This window comes from Actinomadura violacea (genome assembly GCF_017573465.1).
Taxonomy (GTDB): Bacteria; Actinomycetota; Actinomycetes; order Streptosporangiales; family Streptosporangiaceae; genus Spirillospora; species Spirillospora violacea.
This window is the reverse complement of the sequence record NZ_JAGEPF010000033.1, coordinates 46707-64708: the sequence shown is the minus strand read 5'-3', so window position 1 is coordinate 64708 and position 18002 is coordinate 46707. Positions and strand designations below refer to the sequence as shown.

17 protein-coding genes are annotated in these 18002 nt (G+C 73.5%); 4 read left to right on the top strand and 13 right to left on the bottom strand.

Annotated features, from left to right (window positions below):
- Positions 1-14: 14 nt before the first annotated feature.
- Both J4709_RS42150 and J4709_RS42145 read right to left on the bottom strand, forming a co-directional pair.
- Positions 15-857, bottom strand: a complete 843-nt coding sequence (locus J4709_RS42150; protein WP_307802026.1) for a MerR family transcriptional regulator — start codon at positions 855-857, stop codon at positions 15-17.
- Positions 854-1345 (bottom strand): VOC family protein, encoded by a 492-nt coding sequence (locus J4709_RS42145; protein ID WP_208250587.1) that lies wholly within the window; start codon positions 1343-1345, stop codon positions 854-856. Before J4709_RS42145 ends, J4709_RS42150 begins: the two co-directional genes overlap by 4 nt.
- Before the next feature lie 71 nt (positions 1346-1416).
- Between J4709_RS42145 and J4709_RS42140 the strand changes: the two genes are divergently transcribed.
- Both J4709_RS42140 and J4709_RS42135 read left to right on the top strand, forming a co-directional pair.
- Positions 1417-1905: an isochorismatase family protein gene (locus J4709_RS42140; protein ID WP_208250585.1), complete on the top strand. Its 489-nt coding sequence runs from the start codon at positions 1417-1419 to the stop codon at positions 1903-1905.
- A 122-nt stretch (positions 1906-2027) separates the two neighbouring features.
- Complete coding sequence (locus J4709_RS42135; protein WP_208250583.1) at positions 2028-4328, top strand: FUSC family protein; 2301 nt, start codon at positions 2028-2030, stop codon at positions 4326-4328.
- Here the strand turns inward: J4709_RS42135 and J4709_RS42130 are convergent.
- From J4709_RS42130 to J4709_RS42120, 3 genes are all read right to left on the bottom strand, one after another.
- Positions 4303-4776: a SixA phosphatase family protein gene (locus J4709_RS42130; protein WP_208250581.1), complete on the bottom strand. Its 474-nt coding sequence runs from the start codon at positions 4774-4776 to the stop codon at positions 4303-4305. The genes J4709_RS42135 and J4709_RS42130 overlap by 26 nt on opposite strands.
- A 257-nt stretch (positions 4777-5033) precedes the next feature.
- A complete protein-coding gene (locus J4709_RS42125; protein WP_208250579.1) occupies positions 5034-7541 on the bottom strand; it encodes a sodium-translocating pyrophosphatase in 2508 nt (835 codons plus the stop codon).
- Positions 7542-8007: 466 nt separating this feature from the next.
- Positions 8008-8940, bottom strand: a complete 933-nt coding sequence (locus J4709_RS42120) for an AraC family transcriptional regulator (RefSeq protein WP_208250576.1) — start codon at positions 8938-8940, stop codon at positions 8008-8010.
- Positions 8941-9069: 129 nt separating this feature from the next.
- Here J4709_RS42120 and J4709_RS42115 point away from each other — a divergent pair, with 129 nt between their 5' ends.
- Positions 9070-10002 carry an NADP-dependent oxidoreductase gene (locus J4709_RS42115; RefSeq protein ID WP_208250574.1) on the top strand — a complete coding sequence of 311 codons (933 nt, stop codon included), beginning with the start codon at positions 9070-9072 and terminating at the stop codon, positions 10000-10002.
- Between the two features lie 118 nt (positions 10003-10120).
- Here the strand turns inward: J4709_RS42115 and J4709_RS42110 are convergent, their stop codons facing one another.
- Positions 10121-10561 (bottom strand): ATP-binding protein, encoded by a 441-nt coding sequence (locus J4709_RS42110; protein ID WP_208250572.1) that lies wholly within the window; start codon positions 10559-10561, stop codon positions 10121-10123.
- A gap of 16 nt (positions 10562-10577) precedes the next feature.
- Complete coding sequence (locus tag J4709_RS42105; RefSeq protein WP_021597910.1) at positions 10578-10931, bottom strand: STAS domain-containing protein; 354 nt, start codon at positions 10929-10931, stop codon at positions 10578-10580.
- Between the two features lie 248 nt (positions 10932-11179).
- Between J4709_RS42105 and sftH the strand changes: the two genes are divergently transcribed.
- Positions 11180-13486: a DEAD/DEAH box helicase gene (sftH, locus tag J4709_RS42100; protein WP_208250570.1), complete on the top strand. Its 2307-nt coding sequence runs from the start codon at positions 11180-11182 to the stop codon at positions 13484-13486.
- 51 nt (positions 13487-13537) lie between these two features.
- Here the strand turns inward: sftH and J4709_RS42095 are convergent, their stop codons facing one another.
- The 6 genes from J4709_RS42095 to J4709_RS42070 all read right to left on the bottom strand — a co-directional run bounded on the left by J4709_RS42095 (position 13538) and on the right by J4709_RS42070 (position 17576).
- Entirely contained in the window at positions 13538-13909 is a 372-nt protein-coding gene (locus J4709_RS42095) for a hypothetical protein (protein ID WP_208250568.1), read from the bottom strand.
- A 140-nt stretch (positions 13910-14049) separates the two neighbouring features.
- A complete protein-coding gene (locus tag J4709_RS42090; protein WP_208250567.1) occupies positions 14050-15276 on the bottom strand; it encodes a hypothetical protein in 1227 nt (408 codons plus the stop codon).
- Positions 15277-15504: 228 nt separating this feature from the next.
- Positions 15505-15942: an Rv3654c family TadE-like protein gene (locus tag J4709_RS56275; RefSeq protein ID WP_372442227.1), complete on the bottom strand. Its 438-nt coding sequence runs from the start codon at positions 15940-15942 to the stop codon at positions 15505-15507.
- A gap of 390 nt (positions 15943-16332) precedes the next feature.
- A complete protein-coding gene (locus tag J4709_RS42080; RefSeq protein ID WP_307802025.1) occupies positions 16333-16704 on the bottom strand; it encodes a TadE family type IV pilus minor pilin in 372 nt (123 codons plus the stop codon).
- Entirely contained in the window at positions 16701-16880 is a 180-nt protein-coding gene (locus J4709_RS42075) for a DUF4244 domain-containing protein (RefSeq protein ID WP_307802032.1), read from the bottom strand. The genes J4709_RS42080 and J4709_RS42075 overlap by 4 nt, the downstream gene beginning before the upstream one ends.
- Positions 16881-17003: 123 nt before the next feature.
- Complete coding sequence (locus tag J4709_RS42070; protein WP_307802024.1) at positions 17004-17576, bottom strand: type II secretion system F family protein; 573 nt, start codon at positions 17574-17576, stop codon at positions 17004-17006.
- Positions 17577-18002: the final 426 nt, after the last annotated feature.

Genomic DNA, 18002 nt, shown 5'->3' with positions numbered 1-18002 from the left:
GGGGACCGGATTTTTCACTCCCAGACGGCGGTGGCGGGGTCGATGCCGCGGGCCTCGGCGTTCGCGAAGATGGCGTCGCGGAACCAGCCGGCCAGGCCCGGTTCCATCGCGTCGTAGTAGCGGGCGAAGCCCGGGTCGTCGGCGAACATCCGCCCCAGGCACGCGTGCATCGCGTGGGTGCAGTCGAAATAGGTCGCCATCAGCGCGCGGTGCCGCTCGGCGAGGGCGTTGGCCTCGGCGGAGCCGGGGACGGTCCCGGCGCGGCGGGCGGCGGCGAGGTCGGCGTTGAACGCCTCGGTCCGCGCCGCGACGTCCTTCCAGTCCCGCGCGGTCATCGCGGCGGCGCGCTCGGCGTACTGCGTCCACTGCGCGCTGCCGCCCCAGCGGTCCCGGGCGTCCTCGACCCACTCGGGCCGCCAGTCCGCGCCGAAGATCTCGACCTGCTCCTCCGGTGTCAGCCGCAGCCCGGAGTCCAGCGCGTCCAGCATGCGGTCGACGGCGCGGGCCATCTCCCGCAGGCGCCCGGCGCGCCGCTCCAGCTCGGCCCGCTGCCGCCGCAGGTGGTCGCGGGCGTCGGCGGACGGGTCGTCGAGGATCCGGGCGATCTCGGCGAGCGGGAAGCCCAGCTCCCGGTAGACCAGGACGCGGTGGATGCGGGCGATGTCGTCGTCGGCGTACACCCGGTACCCGGCGGCGGTGTGCCCGCCCGGGCGGACGAGCCCGACCGCGTCCCAGTGGTGCAGGGTCTTCACGCTCACCCCGACGAGCGCGGCAGTGCGTCCGACGGTCAGCCCGTCCTCCCCGGCGTGCGTCATCGGCCCAGTGTCGCGCACCAGGCCGATGACGTGCGCGCTCACGGTTGCGGGACCTCGATGCCCATCTCGCGCATCCAGCCGGCCTGCGGCCCGTCCGGGTCGAGCGGCCTGGCGGCCGTCATCACGACCCGCGCGTTCTCCGGCGTGACGACCTCCAGCTCGACGGAGTTCCACGGCTTGTCCTCCGGCCCGCTCGTGCAGCCCGGCACCAGCTCCTCGCAGCGGGCGGCGATCTCGTCGAGCTGGCTCAGCACGCAGGCGAAGCTGACGCCCACCGCCGGCGCCGCGGCCGCCGGTTCGCCGGGTACCAGGAGGACGTCCTGGAACGCCCAGCGCCGCAGGTGCGTGATCTGGCCGGGGACGGAGAACAGGTCGACGAAGCCGAGCCCGCGCATCCAGAAGTCCCGGGACTCGGCAAGGTCGCGGGTCGGCACGGTCACGAACATCGGCATGGGGTAGATCTCGTGGTAGACGTCCGCGGGCTTCGCGTCGGGCCCCGGCAGGGGGACGGGGCTGATGAATTCGCTCATGGCCCCCGATCGTCGGCCCTCCTGCGACGTCAGGGTCAAATCCGGCGCGGGCCGGATCTAAGGTAACGATCATGCCCTCCGCACTCGTGCTCATCGACCTGATGCCCCGCATCGTCGCCCTCCCCGTCGCCCCGCACACCGGTGACGAGGTGCTCGACCGGTGCCGGTCCCTCGCGGCGGCGTTCCGGGCGCGGGGCCTCCCGGTGGCGCTCGTCCGGGTCAAGCGGCCGGGCGTGCCGCGGCAGCCTCCCGGCAGCGAGCTCGCCGACGGCCTCGCCGAGCCCGGCGACATCCTCGTCGCCAAGCGGGCCGTCGGCGCGTTCCACGGCACCGACCTGCACGAACGCCTCCAGGAGCGCGGCGCGACCACCCTGGTGTTCGGCGGGCTCGTCACGACGATGGGGGTCGAGTCGTCCGCGCGGGCGGCGAGCGACCACGGCTACGAGGTCGAGTTCGTCTCCGACGCGATGTCCGGCTTCGCCGCCGAGGAGCACGAGTTCGCGGTCCGCCGGATCTTCCCCCGCTTCGGCACCGTGCGGGAGACCGCCGCCTACCTGTGAATCCGCGCACGCCGCCCGCCCCGCAACGATCACCGTGGGGGTTTTCGGGGTAGGAGTGGCGGTGTGCGGTCCCCGGCACCCGCCGGGACCGGCGGGACGAGTCGGGAAGGCGAGCCGGAGCGGTGCTGAAGCGTGCGCGGTCGGCGTACGCCCAGATCAACGGGCAGTCGGCGCCGTTCTATGGGCTGGCGGCGGCCCTCGCCATGGCGATCCCGCTGCTGGTCGGATCGCTGACGGGCCGCGCCGCGCAGGGCTCGATGATCGCCCTCGGCGCGTACCTGGTCGCGCTGCGCGCGCCGGAGGGCCCGTACGGGAACCGGGCGCGGGACCTCGCGAGCGGCGTGCTGATGGTCGCGATCGGGTCCGCGGTCGGCGGCCTGCTCAGCGGGCACACCTGGCCCGCGGTGATCGTCGTGCCGCCGCTGATCGCGCTCGGCGTCGCGGTCCCCCGGATCGGGTCGACCGCCGGGCTCGCGGTGCTGCTGAGCGCGATCCGGCCGCCGTCCGCGGACGTCATCGGCGTCGGCCTGCTGGAGCTGATCGGCGGACTCCTCACCATGGGCCTGCTGCTCGTCCCGTGGCCGGTGCGGCGGCTGCGGCCGCTGCGCGAGGCCCTCGCCGACGCCGCCGACCGCGTCGCCGAGGCGCTCGACGCCGTCGCGCAGGACGTCGGCGCGCCCGACCCGAGCCCGCTGGACGCCGTCGAGCTCACCAACCCCGACCTGCTCGCCGTCACCCGGATGCCCGACTGGGAGGAGCGGCGGCGCGCCGCGTCCGAGGCGCTCACCGAGGCCCGCGCCGTCTACGGCCTATACCGGTCCGGGCGCGGTGGAGGGGAGCCCACCCGGCCGGAACGGTTGATCGACGCGCTCGGCCGCGTCCTGCACGAGACGGTCACGCTGCAGGCCGTCCTGGAGGCAGCGAAGAACTACCCGCCGGACCGCGAATGGGAGCTGGAGACGCAGACCGCCGTGTCCGCGCTCGCGGCCCGGCTGCGGCTGCTCGCCGGCGCGATCGCCACCAACGGCGAGGCGCCGCTCGGCGGCGAGGAGTCCGCCGCGGTCCGCCGGATGGGCCGGCTGGCCGAGCAGATCAGGCGGGCCGGGCTCGCCGGCGACGAGGACCTGGTCGCGGTGTCGCTGATCGGGCAGGTGCGGCGCTCCATCGACCGCATCGCCGGTGAGACGTCGTCCGCGCGCCGCACCATCGCGGCCGGGCTGCGGATCGGGATCGGGCCGCCGCGGATGCCGGGCGCCCCCGACCCGATGTCGGCGCTGGACCGGATGCGCCGCGCCGTCCGCACCCGCTCCCCGCTGTTCCGGCAGATCACCCGCGTGTACGTCACCGCGGTCGTGTCGATGTCGCTGGCCGGGGCGCTGCACATCCCGCACGGCCACTGGCTGACGATCACCGCGATGCTGAGCCTGCGCGCCACCTACGGGGAGACCGTCGAACGGCTCGTGCAGCGCGTCGGCGGCACCGCCGCCGGGTCGGTGGTCGCCGCGATCGTGCTGACGCTCGCGCCGACCCAGCGCGTCGTCGCGATGATCGTCTTCGCGTTCGCGCTGGCCGGGTTCGCGCTGCGCCCGATCAACTTCGCCTACTGGGGGCTGTTCGGCACGCCGCTGGCGATGATGCTGCTCGACTTCTCCGCGCCGTCCGACTGGCGCATCGCCGGCGAGCGGATCGGCCTGGTCGCCGGCGGGACGGTGCTGTCGTTCCTCGCCGTCCGGCTGCTGTGGCCCGCCGGGCACGTGGAGCGGCTGCCCGTCCAGCTCGGCCGGATGCTGTCGGTGCACGCCGACCTCGTCCGCGCGGCGGCGGACGTGGTGGGCGGCGAACGGGTCCGGCTGCCGCAGGAGAAGGTCGTCACCGCGGAGCGCTCCGCCGAGGCCGTCGCCGAGACGGCGGACCGGCTGCGGCACGAGCGGCTGCCCGACACCGAGCTGATCGGCCGGCTGCGCGACGCCGTCCGCGCCGCGCACCGCGTCCGCGACCACCTGATCGCGGTGTCGCGGGTGACGCGGGAGGAGGCCGTCGACGCCGGGCCGGTCCCGGAGATCCTGGACCGCCTCGCCGACCAGCTGGAGGAGGCCGCCGGGCTCCTGGACGACCCCGACGAGGACCTGAAGTCCCGCTCGCCCGCGGCGGAGCTGGAGGACGAGCTCGCCGACCTCGACGCCTACCTGAAGAAGCTCACCAAACGGCGCCGCGCCGAGATCAAGTCGGGTGTCGGACGGGAGGAGTTCACGCCGCTGCGGCACGCGCTGCTGCAGGTGTCGGGGACCCGGTACGCGGTCCGGTCGCTGCGCCGCGACACCGGACGGGTGATCAACGCCTCGCTCGCGGCGGTCGGGCAGGGGTCCGAGCCCGGGCCGGAGGCGGAACCGGAGCCGGTCAGTCCTTCGGAGCCCGGAACGTGACCAGGGTGCCCGCGCCGGGCCGGGCGTCCGCCCACGCGCCCGGCAGGTCGACGACCGCGAGCGCGCAGGTCGGGAACCGGTCCGGGGCCTGCCCGGTCAGGTCGTGGACGAGCTGGTGCACCGATGGGTTGTGCCCGACGAGCAGGACCGTCCCCGCGTCGTCCGGCGCCTCGGCGACCAGGGACAGCAGCAGGTCCAGGTCGTTGTCGTAGATCTTCGGCTCGACGTCGACGCCGGTATCGGCGCCGAGCGCGAGCAGCCCGAGCGTCTCCCGCGTCCGCACGGCGGGGGAGCACAGCACCCGCGCGGGGACGAGCCCCTCCGCGCGCAGCCACTCGCCGGCCGCCGCGGCGTCGCGCCGCCCGCGGTCGTTCAGGGCGCGGTCGGCGTCGGGCGTCCCGAGGGCCGTGACGGCCTTGGCGTGGCGGAGCACGATCAGCGTCGGCATGCCGCCACCCTACGGCGCGACCAGCGCCGCCAGGCCCCACAACGCGAGCAGGATGGCGAGCATCCCGCACAGCACCAGGGCGAAGCCCTTACCGCCGGACAAGGCCGGCTTCCCGCCGCTCGCCACAGCGCCTCCCGTTCCTCGGTCACGTTCCCGCGTACAGCGTACGACCGGTCCCGCGTGGTCCTGACACCACCCGGGGGAACGCGGAAGGGGCCGGTGGCGCGACGCCACCGGCCCCTCGCGTTCCGGACGGATCAGGACGCCCCGGCCGGGGACTCGTCGGCCTTGCCGGACGCCGCCGAGCCGTTCGCCTCGACCGCGACCGCCTCCTCCGCGGGGGCCGGCGCCTGCTCTGGCGCGGTCGCCTCGACGGCGCCGCCGTTCCCGCCGCCGTTCGCGTCGCCGCCCTTCACGGCGGGCTTCGCCGCCTGGTCGCCGCCCGCGTCCGCCGACGGCGCGATCGGGTCGGCGCGCCGCTTGGACACGACGATCGCCGCGACGACGATGCCGACCGCCACGACCGTCACGCCGACGCGCAGCGCGTAGTTGTCGGCGTAGGTCACGACCGCGTCCGCGATCAGCAGCGCGACCAGGTTCATCACCTTGATCAGCGGGTTGATCGCGGGACCGGCGGTGTCCTTGAACGGGTCGCCGACCGTGTCGCCGATGACCGTCGCCTCGTGCGCCTCGCTGCCCTTGCCGCCGAGGAAGCCCTCCTCGACGACCTTCTTCGCGTTGTCCCAGGCGCCGCCGGCGTTCGACAGGAACACCGCCATCAGCACCCCGGCCGCGATCGCGCCGCCGAGGTAGGCGCCGAGCGGCGCGTACCCGAGCGCGAACCCGACCGCGATCGGCGTCATGATCGCCAGCAGCCCGGGGGTGGCGAGCTCGCGCTGCGCGTCCCGGGTGCAGATGTCGACGACCCGGTCGTAGTCCGGCTTCTCGGTGTAGTCCATGATCCCGGGCTTGGTGCGGAACTGCTCGCGCACCTCGACCACGACGCGTCCGGCCGCCCGGCCGACCGCCATGATCGCCAGGCCGGAGAACAGGAACACCACGGCCGCGCCGATGATCAGCCCGATCAGCACGTTCGGGTTGTCGATCGACAGGTTGATGTGGCCGCCGTTGACGAACGTCGAGCCGATCGCGTCCTTGGCGCCCTTGGACGCCTTGGCCAGCGCCGACTCCACCGCCGTCCGGAACGAGCCGAACAGCGCGGTCGCGGCGAGCACCGCCGTGGCGATCGCGATGCCCTTGGTGATCGCCTTGGTGGTGTTGCCGACCGCGTCCAGCCGCTCCAGCACCGACGCGGCCTCGCCCTGCACGTCGCCGGACATCTCCGCGATGCCCTGCGCGTTGTCGGACACGGGCCCGAAGGTGTCCATGGACACGATCACGCCGACGGTGGTGAGCAGCCCGGTGCCGGCCATCGCCACCGCGAACAGCGCGACGGTGGTGTTGCCGAAGCCGAGCAGGAACGCCCCGTAGACGGCGCCGCCGATGACGAGCGCGGTGTAGACCGCCGACTCCAGGCCGAGCGAGATACCGGACAGGATCACCGTCGCGGGGCCGGTCCGGGCGCTGTTGGTGACCTCCTTCACCGGCTTGCGGTTGGTCTCGGTGAAGTAGCCGGTGAGCAGCTGGATCGCGCTCGCCAGCACGATGCCGATGAGCACCGAGCCGAGCGCCACCCAGCGCGGGTCGGCGTCCAGGCCGCGGATCGAGGCGTTCGAGACGCCGTCCAGGTCGGCGAACGACGAGGGCAGGTAGGCGAACGCGGCGATCGCGACGAGCACCGCGGAGATGATCGCCGAGATGAAGAAGCCCCGGTTGATCGCCGACATCCCGGACCGGTCGCCGTCGCGCGGCATCACCGCGAAGATGCCGATCACCGCGGTGATGACGCCGATCATCGGCACCAGCAGCGGGAACACCAGGCCCTGGTTGCCGAACGCCGCGGTGCCCAGGATGAGCGCGGCGACCAGCATCACCGAGTACGACTCGAACAGGTCCGCGGCCATGCCGGCGCAGTCGCCGACGTTGTCGCCCACGTTGTCGGCGATCGTCGCCGCGTTGCGCGGGTCGTCCTCCGGGATGCCCTGCTCGACCTTGCCGACCAGGTCGGCGCCGACGTCGGCGGCCTTGGTGAAGATGCCGCCGCCGACCCGCATGAACATCGCGAGCAGCGCGGCGCCGAACCCGAAGCCCTCCAGCACCTTCGGCGCGTCGCCCTGGTAGGCCAGCACGACGATCGCCGCGCCGAACAGCCCGAGGCCGACGGTGAACATGCCGGCGACGCCGCCGGTGCGGAACGCGATCCGCATCGCGGTCTTCTCGCCGCCCTCCTCGCGGGCCGCCGCCGCGACCCGCACGTTGCCGCGGACCGCCAGCCACATCCCGGTGAAGCCGGTGACGGCCGAGAACACCGCGCCGATGACGAAGAACACCGACCGCCCGATGCGCTCGCTCCAGGAGTCGGCGGGCAGGAGCAGCAGCACCAGCGGAATGAGCACCACGAAGACGCCGACCGTGCGGAACTGGCGTTTCAGGTAGGCGCTCGCGCCGACCTGGACCGCGCGCGCGATCTCCTGCATCTTCTCGGTGCCCTGACCCGCGGCCAGTACATCGCGTACCAGACCCGCGGCGACGGCCAGTGCCAGCAAGGCGATCACGGCGACGACGACGACCAGTGACAGGTCGCCGCCGCCGAGATCTACCTTTGCTGCTGCAGTGGCCGGGCTTGACAGGGAAAGCCCAGACATCCGTCCTCCTCGACAGGGGCGTTGCGATCCGACCGTCAAAAGACGATCTTTACCGCCTACCCCGCGAGTCCTGATTTCGAACGCCTCGCACGGCAGCGCGGGTGCCGGGAGTCTACGCAGGAGAAGGGCGAATGAGAAGGCCGCCAGACCCTTAATGAGGATGTCACGGAAAAGCAATCCGCATTACGCCGTAATTTGACCTTTAAACCGGGTCGGCCGCTATTTCCGCAGGTCAGTCCCGGTAAGCACAATGTCACTCCGCGGCCACCTTGACTAGGCCGCGGGCAGCGTCCTCCGGCGGCGGCGCATGCGCCGCCCGCTAATTAAGCTAGGCATTAACACGTAATATGTCCAGGCCCAAATCGGGGCGATTCAAGATCAATCTCTGCAGAGAATCCCACACGCCGCCGACTCCCCCGTCCCCGGGGCCCCAAGAGCCACATCCGCCAATTCCGCCACGGCGGCGTCAGGCGGAGCGGGGGCGGGCGGCGGACCGGCGGTAGCCGCCCGGCGCCACGCCGAACTCCCGCTTGAACGCCTTGGCGAACGCGAACTCCGAGGTGTAGCCCGTCCGCTCCGCCACCGCGCTCAGCGGGTCGCGGGTCTCGCGCAGCAGCCGGCCCGCCGTCGTCATCCGCCAGCGCGTCAGGTACGCCAGCGGCGGCTCCCCGACCAGCGCCGCGAACCGCCGCGCGAACGCCGCCCGCGACAGGCCCGCGCACCGGCCCAGCTCCTCCACCGTCCACCGCCGTCCCGGCTCGTCGTGGATCGCCCGGAGCGCGCGCGAGACGCCGGGGTCGGTGAGCGCGGCCGCCCAGCCGTCCGGCGCGTCCGCGTCGTCCAGCCAGGCCCGCAGGACGTAGAACAGCAGCACGTCGATCATCGGCGGGACGATCCCGTCCGCGCCCTGCCGCCCGCCGGACAGCTCCGCGCCGAGCAGCGCGACCGCCGCGCGCAGCTCCGGATGCCGGCCGTGCCGCGCCCGGACGTGGATCACCGGCGGCAGCCCGCGCAGCAGCGGATGCGGGCGCGCCTGGTCCAGGTCGTACGCCCCGCACAGCATGACCGTCCGCGGGCCGGGACCGTCGATCGCCAGCTCGCCGAAGCTCCCGCCGCCGTCCGGGCCGGTGTGGAACCCGGCCGGCGGCGTGGACGGGTCGTCCGCGAGGACGTGCTCGCGGCCCGACCGCAGGAACACCACGTCGCCCGCCGCCAGTTCGAGGGGCTCACCACCGGCGTCGCCCGGCGGGACGATCCAGCAGGTCCCCTCCAGGATCACGTGGAACCCGGCGCCCGCAACCGGGCGGAGCCGCAGTGCCCACGGCGCCCGCGCGTCGGTGCGCGTCGCCGCCGGAAGGCCGGTCCGCATCGAGGCGATCACTTCGGTGAGCACGTCCATACCGGGCATGCTACGTCGCGACCGCGAGACGAACGGACATGAAGTGACGACGCCGAGACATTCAGCGTCTCCCATCCGCTCCGTACGGTGATCAGCATCAGGTTCCCGCGAACACCAGGAGAAGAGATCATGCGTGCGGTCACCCAGCGCTCCTTCGGCGGCCCGGACGTCCTCGAAGTCGTCGAGACCGGGCGGCCGGCGCCCCTCCCGGCGGAGGTCCTCGTCCGCGTCCGCGCGACGTCCGTCAACCCGGTCGACGCCTACATCCGCGCGGGCTCGTTCCCGCTGCTCGGCGAGCCCCCGTTCGTCCTCGGCTGGGACGTGTCCGGCGTCGTGGAGGAGGTCGTCCCGGGCGTCACGCGGTTCGCGCCGGGCGACGAGGTCTACGGCATGCCGCTGTTCCCGCGCGCCGCCGGCGCCTACGCCGAGTACGTCGTCGCGCCGTCCCGGCAGATCGCCCGCAAGCCCGCCGGGCTGAGCCACGTCGAGGCCGGCGCGCTGCCCCTCGTCGGGCTCACCGCCTGGCAGGGCCTCGTCGACGCTGCAGGGGTCCGGGAGGGCGACCGGGTCCTCGTGCACGGTGCGGGCGGCGGGGTCGGCCACGTCGCCGTACAGATCGCCAAGGCGCTCGGCGCGCACGTCGTCGCGACGGCGAGCGCGGCCAAGCACGACTTCGTCCGCTCGCTCGGCACCGACGAGGTCATCGACTACCGGACGACCGACTTCACCGAGGCCACCGGCGACCTCGACATCGTCTACGACGCCGTCGGCGGCGGATACGGCGAGCGGTCGCTGAGCGTGCTGCGGCCGGGCGGCGTCCTCGTCACCGCCGTGGACCGCGAGGATGCCGAACTCGCGGCGGCCACCGCCGCGGCCGGACGCCGCTTCGCCGGCATCACCGTCGAGCCCGACCACACGGGCCTCGAAGCGCTCACCGCGCTCGTCGACTCCGGCCGGCTGCGCCCGCACGTCGCGCACGTCCTGCCGCTGGAGGACGCGGCCAAGGCGCACGAGCTCGTCGAGTCCGGCCGCACCCAGGGCAAGATCGTCCTCACCCCGTGACCCGTCCGCGGAGACGGCGAAGGCCCCGCCGGAGCGGGGCCTTCGCCATGCGGTCTCGCGGGGACGGGCGCGTCGGTGGAACTCGAGGAGGGACGCCCCCGGACCGGCCTCGCCGGGGCTAGATGGTCGCCTCGGCCTCCGCCGGCCAGCTCATCCGGATCTGGACGCCCTTCGGCGTCGTGGCGATCTCCACATCGTCGGCCAGCCCGGCGATGACCGCCAGCCCGAGCTCCGCGGTGCCCTCGCCCAGATCGAAGTCCAGATCGTCCTCGTCGGGCCGCGGCGGCGGCCCGCCCGCCGCGTCGTCCCCGGGAACGGTGTCGCTCACGGTGACCTCGAAGCGGCGCCCGGACCCGGTCAGCTCGAGCCGGACGGGTTCGTCCGGGCAGTGCAGGCGGTGCGCCTCCACGGCCCGCGAGCACGCCTCGCCGACCGCCAGCCGCACCTCGTCCAGCAGCGCCTCGGCGACGCCGCTGCGGCGGGCCACCGCGGTCACGATCAGCCGGGCGGTCCGGACGTGCACGGGAAGCGCACTGAAGGACAGTTCAACGGTCGCCATCGTGGTGTCAGGCCGCCTACTTCGCGCCCTTGCGCTTCTCCTCGGCCTCGGCGATCGAGTCGTGGATGCCGAAGACCTTGGTCAGCCCCGTGATCCGGAAGATCTTGAGGATGCGCTCCTGGGTGCAGACCAGCTCCAGCGAGCCGTCGTGCGCGCGGACCCGCTTGAGCCCGCCGACCAGGACGCCGAGACCGGTCGAGTCCAGGAACTCGACCTTCTCCATGTCCACGAGCAGGTGGAACTTGCCCTTGTTGACCAGGTCGATGAGCTTCTCGCGAAGCTTCGGCGCCGTGTAGACGTCGATCTCGCCCTCCACGTTGATGACGGTGAGGCCATCGTCGGTGGTGTAGTCGTTCACCTTCAGGTCCACAAATCCTCCAGCGCCGTGCAGCACAATCCGATCCCGCCCTCCGGGCTCCGCGGCGGCGGCCCGGACGGCGAGACATCGCCGTGATTCAACCACGCTCCGGCGCGGCGCACGCACGTTATCGACCAGTCGGGCGAAAGTTCGCGCCGTCCCGTCTGACCTGCTGATCTCGCGCGGAGGACAGGGGGATCGGGCCCACCGGCGCCGGGGCGTTCCCGTAGTTTTGCCCCGGCTGGCAAACTGAAAACCTGATGGCCGCCCAAAGATCTTCAACCCCTCTCGACCGGCTGCTCGCCGACCCGTCCCGGCGCGGCCGCATCACCCATGTGGAAAGCGTTCCCGCACGTCAGGGCCGTCGCGCACCGTGGCCGACGTGGTCGACGCCACTGCTGGTGGACCGGCTGGCCGCCGCCGGCATCCAGGCCCCGTGGGAGCACCAGTCGGCCGCCGCGGAGCACGCCCGCGCCGGCCGGTCTGTGATCATCGCCACAGGCACCGCGTCCGGAAAGTCCCTCGCCTACCTGCTGCCCTCCATCGAGGCGATCTATGCGGGCGAGGACGACCACCGCCGCGAGGGCACGGTCCTCTACCTGTCGCCGACCAAGGCGCTCGCCGCCGACCAGCTCCGCGCGCTGCGCGGCCTGCGGCTCACCCGCGTCCGCGCCGCGACCTACGACGGCGACACTCCCCGGGACGACCGCACCTGGGTCCGCCAGCACGCCAACTACGTGCTGACGAACCCGGACATGCTGCACCGGTCGATCCTGCCCGGGCACTCCCGCTGGTCGTCGTTCCTGCGCCGCCTCCGCTACGTCATCATCGACGAGGCCCACGGATACCGAGGGGTCTTCGGCTCGCACGTCGCGCAGATCCTCCGCCGGCTGCGCCGCGTCTGCGCCCGCTACCACGCCGACCCCACCTTCATCCTCGCGTCCGCCACCACGTCCGAACCGGCGACCACCGCGTCCCGGCTGACCGGCCTCGACGTCGTCGCCGTCGACGACGACGCCTCGCCCCGCGGCCCCGCCACCTTCGCGCTCTGGGAACCGCCCCTCACCGAACTGCGCGGCGAACAGGGCGCCCCCGTCCGCCGCACCGCCACCGCCGAAGCCGGCGACCTCCTCGCCGACCTCGTCGTCGAAGGCGTCCAGACCCTGGCGTTCGTCCGGTCCCGGCGCGGCGCCGAATCCGTCGCCCTCGGCGCCAAGCGCGCCCTGCACGAGGTCGCCCCCGGCCTCGCCGAGCAGGTCGCCGCCTACCGCGCCGGCTACCTCCCCGAAGAGCGCCGCGCCCTCGAAGCCGCGCTGCGCTCCCGCTCGATCGTGGGGCTGGCCAGCACGAACGCCCTCGAACTCGGGGTGGACGTGTCCGGGCTCGACGCCGTCCTCGTCTGCGGCTGGCCCGGCACCCGCGCCTCCCTCTGGCAGCAGGCCGGACGCGCCGGACGGTCCGGGCAGGCCGCCCTGTCCGTCCTCGTCGCCCGCGACGACCCCCTCGACACCTTCCTCGTCCACCACCCCGAGGCGATCTTCGGGACACCCGTCGAGGCCACCGTCCTCGACCCCGACAACCCCTACGTCCTCGAACCCCACCTGTGCGCCGCCGCGTCCGAACTCCCCCTCACCGACGACGACGCCGCGCTCTTCGGACCGTCCACCGCCGACCTGCTGCCCGACCTCGTCCGCCGCGGGTTCCTGCGCCGCCGCCCCAACGGCTGGTACTGGACGCGCCGCGACAAGGCCTGCGACCTCGCCGACATCCGCGGCGCCGGCGGCGCGCCCGTCCAGGTCGTCGAGACCGCCACCGGACGCCTCCTCGGCACCGTCGACGAGGCCTCCGCGCACACCACCGTCCACGACGGCGCCGTCTACATCCACCAGGGCGACTCGTTCATCGTCCAGACCCTCGACCTGGACGACTCCGTCGCCCTCGTCGAGGCCGCCGACCCCGACTACTCCACCACCGCCCGCGACGTCACCGACATCACCATCGCCGAGCGGCTCCGCTCCATCTCCTGGGGCGAGGCGACCCTCTGCTACGGCACCGTCGACGTCACCAGCCAGGTCGTCGCCTACCAGATGCGCCGCGTCCAGACCGGCGAGATGCTCGGCGAGAAACCGCTCGACCTCCCGCCCCGCACCCTGCGCACCCGCGCCGTCTGGTGGACGCTGTCGGAAGCGCAGGTCGACGCCCTCGGCGACCTCGACCTCGCGGGCGCCGCGCACGCCGCCGAGCACGCCTCCATCGGCCTGCTCCCCCTCTACGCCACCTGCGACCGCTGGGACATCGGCGGCGTCTCCACCGCCGTCCACCCCGACACCGGGCTGCTCACCGTCTTCGTCTACGACGGCCACGAGGGCGGCGCCGGCTTCGCCGAACGCGGCTACGCCGACGCGTCCGCCTGGCTCCGCGCCACCCGCGACGCGATCGCCGCCTGCGAATGCGAGTCCGGCTGCCCGTCCTGCATCCAGTCCCCCAAGTGCGGCAACGGCAACGACCCCCTCGACAAGCAGGGCGCCCTCACGCTGCTGGCCGCACTCCTGAACTCAGCCCCCTGACACCTCCCGCGCGGCCTGCGAGCGACGCCGGTTCGCGAGTCGTCGGGGGCTTCAGTTCGGGGCGACGCGCTGGGCGGGAACGGGCGCCTGCTCGTCCAGGCCGCGGCGGGCCTGCGCCAGCGCCTGCTGCAGCTTGCGACGCTCCATCTCCAGCGTCTGCAGCGACTCCTCGTGCTCGTCTCGCAGATCCCGCAGCTCGCGGCGCACGTTCACGGCCCGCCGGAAGCCGAGCGCGGCGATCCCCGCGCCGGCCATGAACACGATCGCGACGACGACGCCGGCCAGGAACAGGTGCCACTGCTGCGTGATGCCGGGGACCTCGTGCCCGAACGCGGTCACGTGGACGCCGCCGGTGTTGCCCAGGATGACGGCCACGGCCGCGGCGAGTGCGGCGAGCGTGACGACCAGCCCCAAGATGATCATGCGGAGGGTCTCCTCTCCCGTGCCGGACGAGCCGGGGATCCGGCTGGCTCGGCAGCCTAGACCGATCTCAACCCCCGTCCAAGCCCCAGCCGGCCCCCTAGCACCACGAATCACCCAGGGACCGGGCCGGACGGACCGGCTTACTTGCGGCGGTGACTGCGGGGCTGGGAACGGCGCCTGCCCGCGGGCTTCCCGGACGCCGGCTTCGCGATCTGGACGTCGACACCGCCGGGCTTGCCGCCGGCGGCCGCCGAACGCCGCCCCGACCTGCTCTTCGCCTTCTTCGGCGCCGCACCGAGCACCATCGTGTCGCCGCCGTGCGCACCCTTGCCGGCCGGCTTCACCGCACCCGTCTTGGCGATGGCCTCCGCACGGGCGATCCGCTCACGCGCACTCTTGACGCGCTTGCGTCCCGTCCCGCCGCGGGCGATCCGCGCGGCCCGGCCGAGGCCGCTCGCCCCGGCCTGGGAGACGCGCAGCCGCCGCGTCCAGGTGCCGAGGTGCGCGGCGACGATCAGCAGGATCAGCGCGATCCCGACGCTCTTGCCCCACTGCAGCCGGTCGGTCGCCGCGACGTTCACGGCCTTCGGCTGGTCCGTCGCGATCTGCGGCGCGGGGTAGGTGAGGCCGGGCGTCGCGCCGTCGGGCTGGACCGACGGCAGCGTGACCGGCGACTCGTTGTTGAACGGCGTCAGCGGCGTGGACGTGTTCGGCCCGGAGGTCCCGGAGGGCAGGGACGGCGCGCTGCCGGTCGGAAGGCTCCCGGTGCCGCCGGCCGCCATCGCGGTGGCCGTGGCGGGGGACGAGTACAGCGACCCGCCCGTCCCGGTGGACCGCCTGGCCCGCACCCCCACCGAGACCGCTCCGCTCGACCGCGTCATGGACAGGCTGGCGGAGCAGTTCGTGCCGGAGCAGAGCGAGGCCGTGGAGGCGGACTTCGAGCTCACCCCCGAACCCGACAGGGAGTAGCCGAGGAGGTCGTCCTCATAGCCGCGGTTCCACTTCACCACGAGCTTGCTTCCGGACACGCTCGCGGAGACGCCGGTCGGCGCGGCCGGCGCGATCCGGACGGTGAAGTAGCTGGTGTCGTAGACCTTCCCGGTGATCGAGCCCTTGAGGTAGGCCTTGTACTTGCCGTTGCGGCGCAGCTCCAGCGGGGCCGACAGGTCGCCCGCCCAGCTGCTCTCCTTGAGGAAGGTGTCGCCGATCCCGGGCCCGTCGACGCGCAGCTGCATCTTCAGCGCGAAGTCGTAGTGGGCCTTCACGGTCACGCTGGTCCCGCTGGTGATGACGGCGCCGTCCGCCGGGCTGATCACGGCGGTCGTGGCGGCGTCCGCGGGCAACGCCCCGAGGACCGGGATGCTCATCGCAAGGGGCGCCGCGAGTGCGACTGCACCGATCCTGCGAATGATGGTCACGGCCTCAATCCCTTCGACAGCGTCCTGCATCTCCACCCGCCGAGAACGACGCTCGCGGGGCGCACTGTGCCGAGTGATGACTATGGGCTCAGGGCAGCGTAACGTACCGGACGGTAGGAAAAATCACAGGAAGGTGACAAAGAGGTAGCAGAAACCGGCCCCACCTCACGCACCCTCCTATTGACACTCAGTGCAACGAGTCGCGCCGGGCCAGGTTACGCCGTCCCGTCCCACGGGGCCAGCCCGGGCCCTCGATCGGACCCGGACATCACCGCCCCCGAGCGGCACGCGCAGCCCCACCGCCACCTCGACCTCGACGGTCTCGCCGCGGACCCGGCACCGCACCATCCGCGCCCCCGACCGGCTCGCGATCGCCCGCGCCTTCCCGCACGCGCCCGCCGCACCGTCCGCCACCCGCGCCGCCCCCGCGAGCGCGGCCAGGTCCGCCGCCGCGTCCCCCCGATGCCGCGCCGCCCGCACCCCGCCGACCCCGACGGCCACCACGCCCCCGACCCAGATGACGGCCATGAAGGCCACCACCCAGAGCGTCCCCGCCCCCCGATCACACCGCCACCCCACCCCCGCCCGTCGCCCGGTGCGCGGTCTCCCTGCCATAACTGCACCTCCCTTTCGTCAGCCCATGCCTCCGCCCAACAACCGCGGCCCGCAGTCGGCATCGTTTTCGGCAAGCTCGTCACCGTGCCCCGCCCCGAGCCGTCCGACCGATTCAGGAACGGCCGGCTCCACCAACCACACCCCGAGCAACCGCTCCGCCAACCACCCACCCACCGCAGGCGGCCGGCTCTCCCTCCCGCCCACCCCAGGTGGCCGGCGCTACCGGCCGCCCACCGCAGGTGGCCGGCGCTACCAGCCGCCCACCACAGGTGGCCGGCTCCACCAGCCGCCCACCACAGGTGGTCGGGGCTCTAGCGGCCGGACGCCCAGCGCTGGTGGGCGTTCGTCTGCCGCGGTGGGTGCCGGTGGCGGACGTGCGCGGGGTCGGGGTCAGGTGTCGTCGTCCGCGGCGCCCGGTTCCGTCGCGGCGGCCACATGGGCGTGGACGGTCAGGGCGGGCAGTCCCGTCGCGGCCGGCGGTCTGACCGGAGCGGAGACGTCGACCTGGACGGTCGCGGCGTCGCGGTGGACCGTCACCGTGGCGTGGGGCGGGACCGCCTTGACCACCAGCTCCCGGACGGCGGTGAGGGACTCGCCGCGTGCCGCCGCCCGCGCGCCCGTCCGGGCGGCGTCGGTGCAGGTGAGCTGCGCCGACGCGGCCGCCACTCCCCACAGCGCGATCGCGGTGACCAGCACCAGGCTGGGCAGTGCCAGCGCGATCTCGGCCGTCACCATGCCCCGGTCGCGGGCGCCGCGGCTCACCCGGCCATCTGCAGCGCCTTTTTGATGATCCCTTGCAGCAGCGTGTGGACTTCCGGACTGTTGACGATCTTGTAGAGCAGCGTGGCGAACGCCGCGGCGGCGATCGTTCCGACGGCGTATTCGGCGGTGGACATCCCGCGGTCTCCGGAAAGGCTCCGCCATCTCCGCACCACCATCTGTATCGCCCGCATGGGGCCTCCCTGTTCTCCTTGGGGACGCCCGGTCGCGTCCGATCCCAGACTCCGGTGCGGCGGATCCGGCCACCAGGCGAACCGCGTTCTGTGGATAACTCGGCGGGTTCACCACGGCAGGAGGATGGTCGAGGCGATCCCGGCGATCGCCGGCACCACTCCGAGCAGGACGAATGCGGGCAGGAAGCACAGACCCAGCGGCGCGAGCGCCCGGACGCCCGCGGCGCGCGCCCGTGCGGCGGCGGCCGTCCGCGCGACGCGCCGCTGGTCTCGGGCGAGGCGCCCGAGGGACGGCGCCAAGGCGGCGCCGCTGGAGACCGCACGGACGGCGGTGCGGGCCAACGGTGCCAGCACCGGCTCCTCGGTGAGCGCGAGCCATGCCTCCACGGGATCGGCGCCGAGGCGGATCTGGACGGCAACACCGCGCAGTTCCTCGCCGAGCGGACCGCCGACTGCGTCCGCGACCGCCTCGACCGCGTCCTGCCATGGGGCGCCACCGCGCAGACACGCGGCAAGGAGGTCGACGGCCACCGGAAGGTCCGCGATGATGCGCCCCCGCCGTCGCCGCCGGTCGGCGCTCCCCAGCCGTCCGAAGGAGTACCAGACGGCCCCAGCGACGACGAGGCCGAGCACCGCGCCCATGAACCCGCCGAACGTCACCCAGCAAAGAACTCCGGCCACCAGCGACGCCGCCCGCCGCAACACCGCGTCACGCCGCCCCGTCTCCGCGCGCTCCGCATCCCCGCCGCCCCGCGCTACCGCGGACCCCGATGCATCCGGGACGCGCTTCCACGGCGGCTGCCCCCTCGGCGAAGCCTCCCCGAACTGCCCCTCAAGCCTGCGCCCGGCCGCATTAACACCCTTCGGCAGAAGAAAGCCCGCGACCGCCGCGCACAGCACCACCATCAACGTCACCATCGTTCCTCCATCACTCAATGGCCCACGGCTCCTCAGCCCACGGCCCGCTACCTCGTCCTCAACACGCTCTGGCCCGCAACCCCGCCGACGCCCGCCTCCGCCAACCGCCCTCACCACCGCCCCTTCACCACGCCCGCCACCCCTGGCCGGTGCTGGTGCTTCGTGGGCTGGCAGTGGACGTGCGGAGCC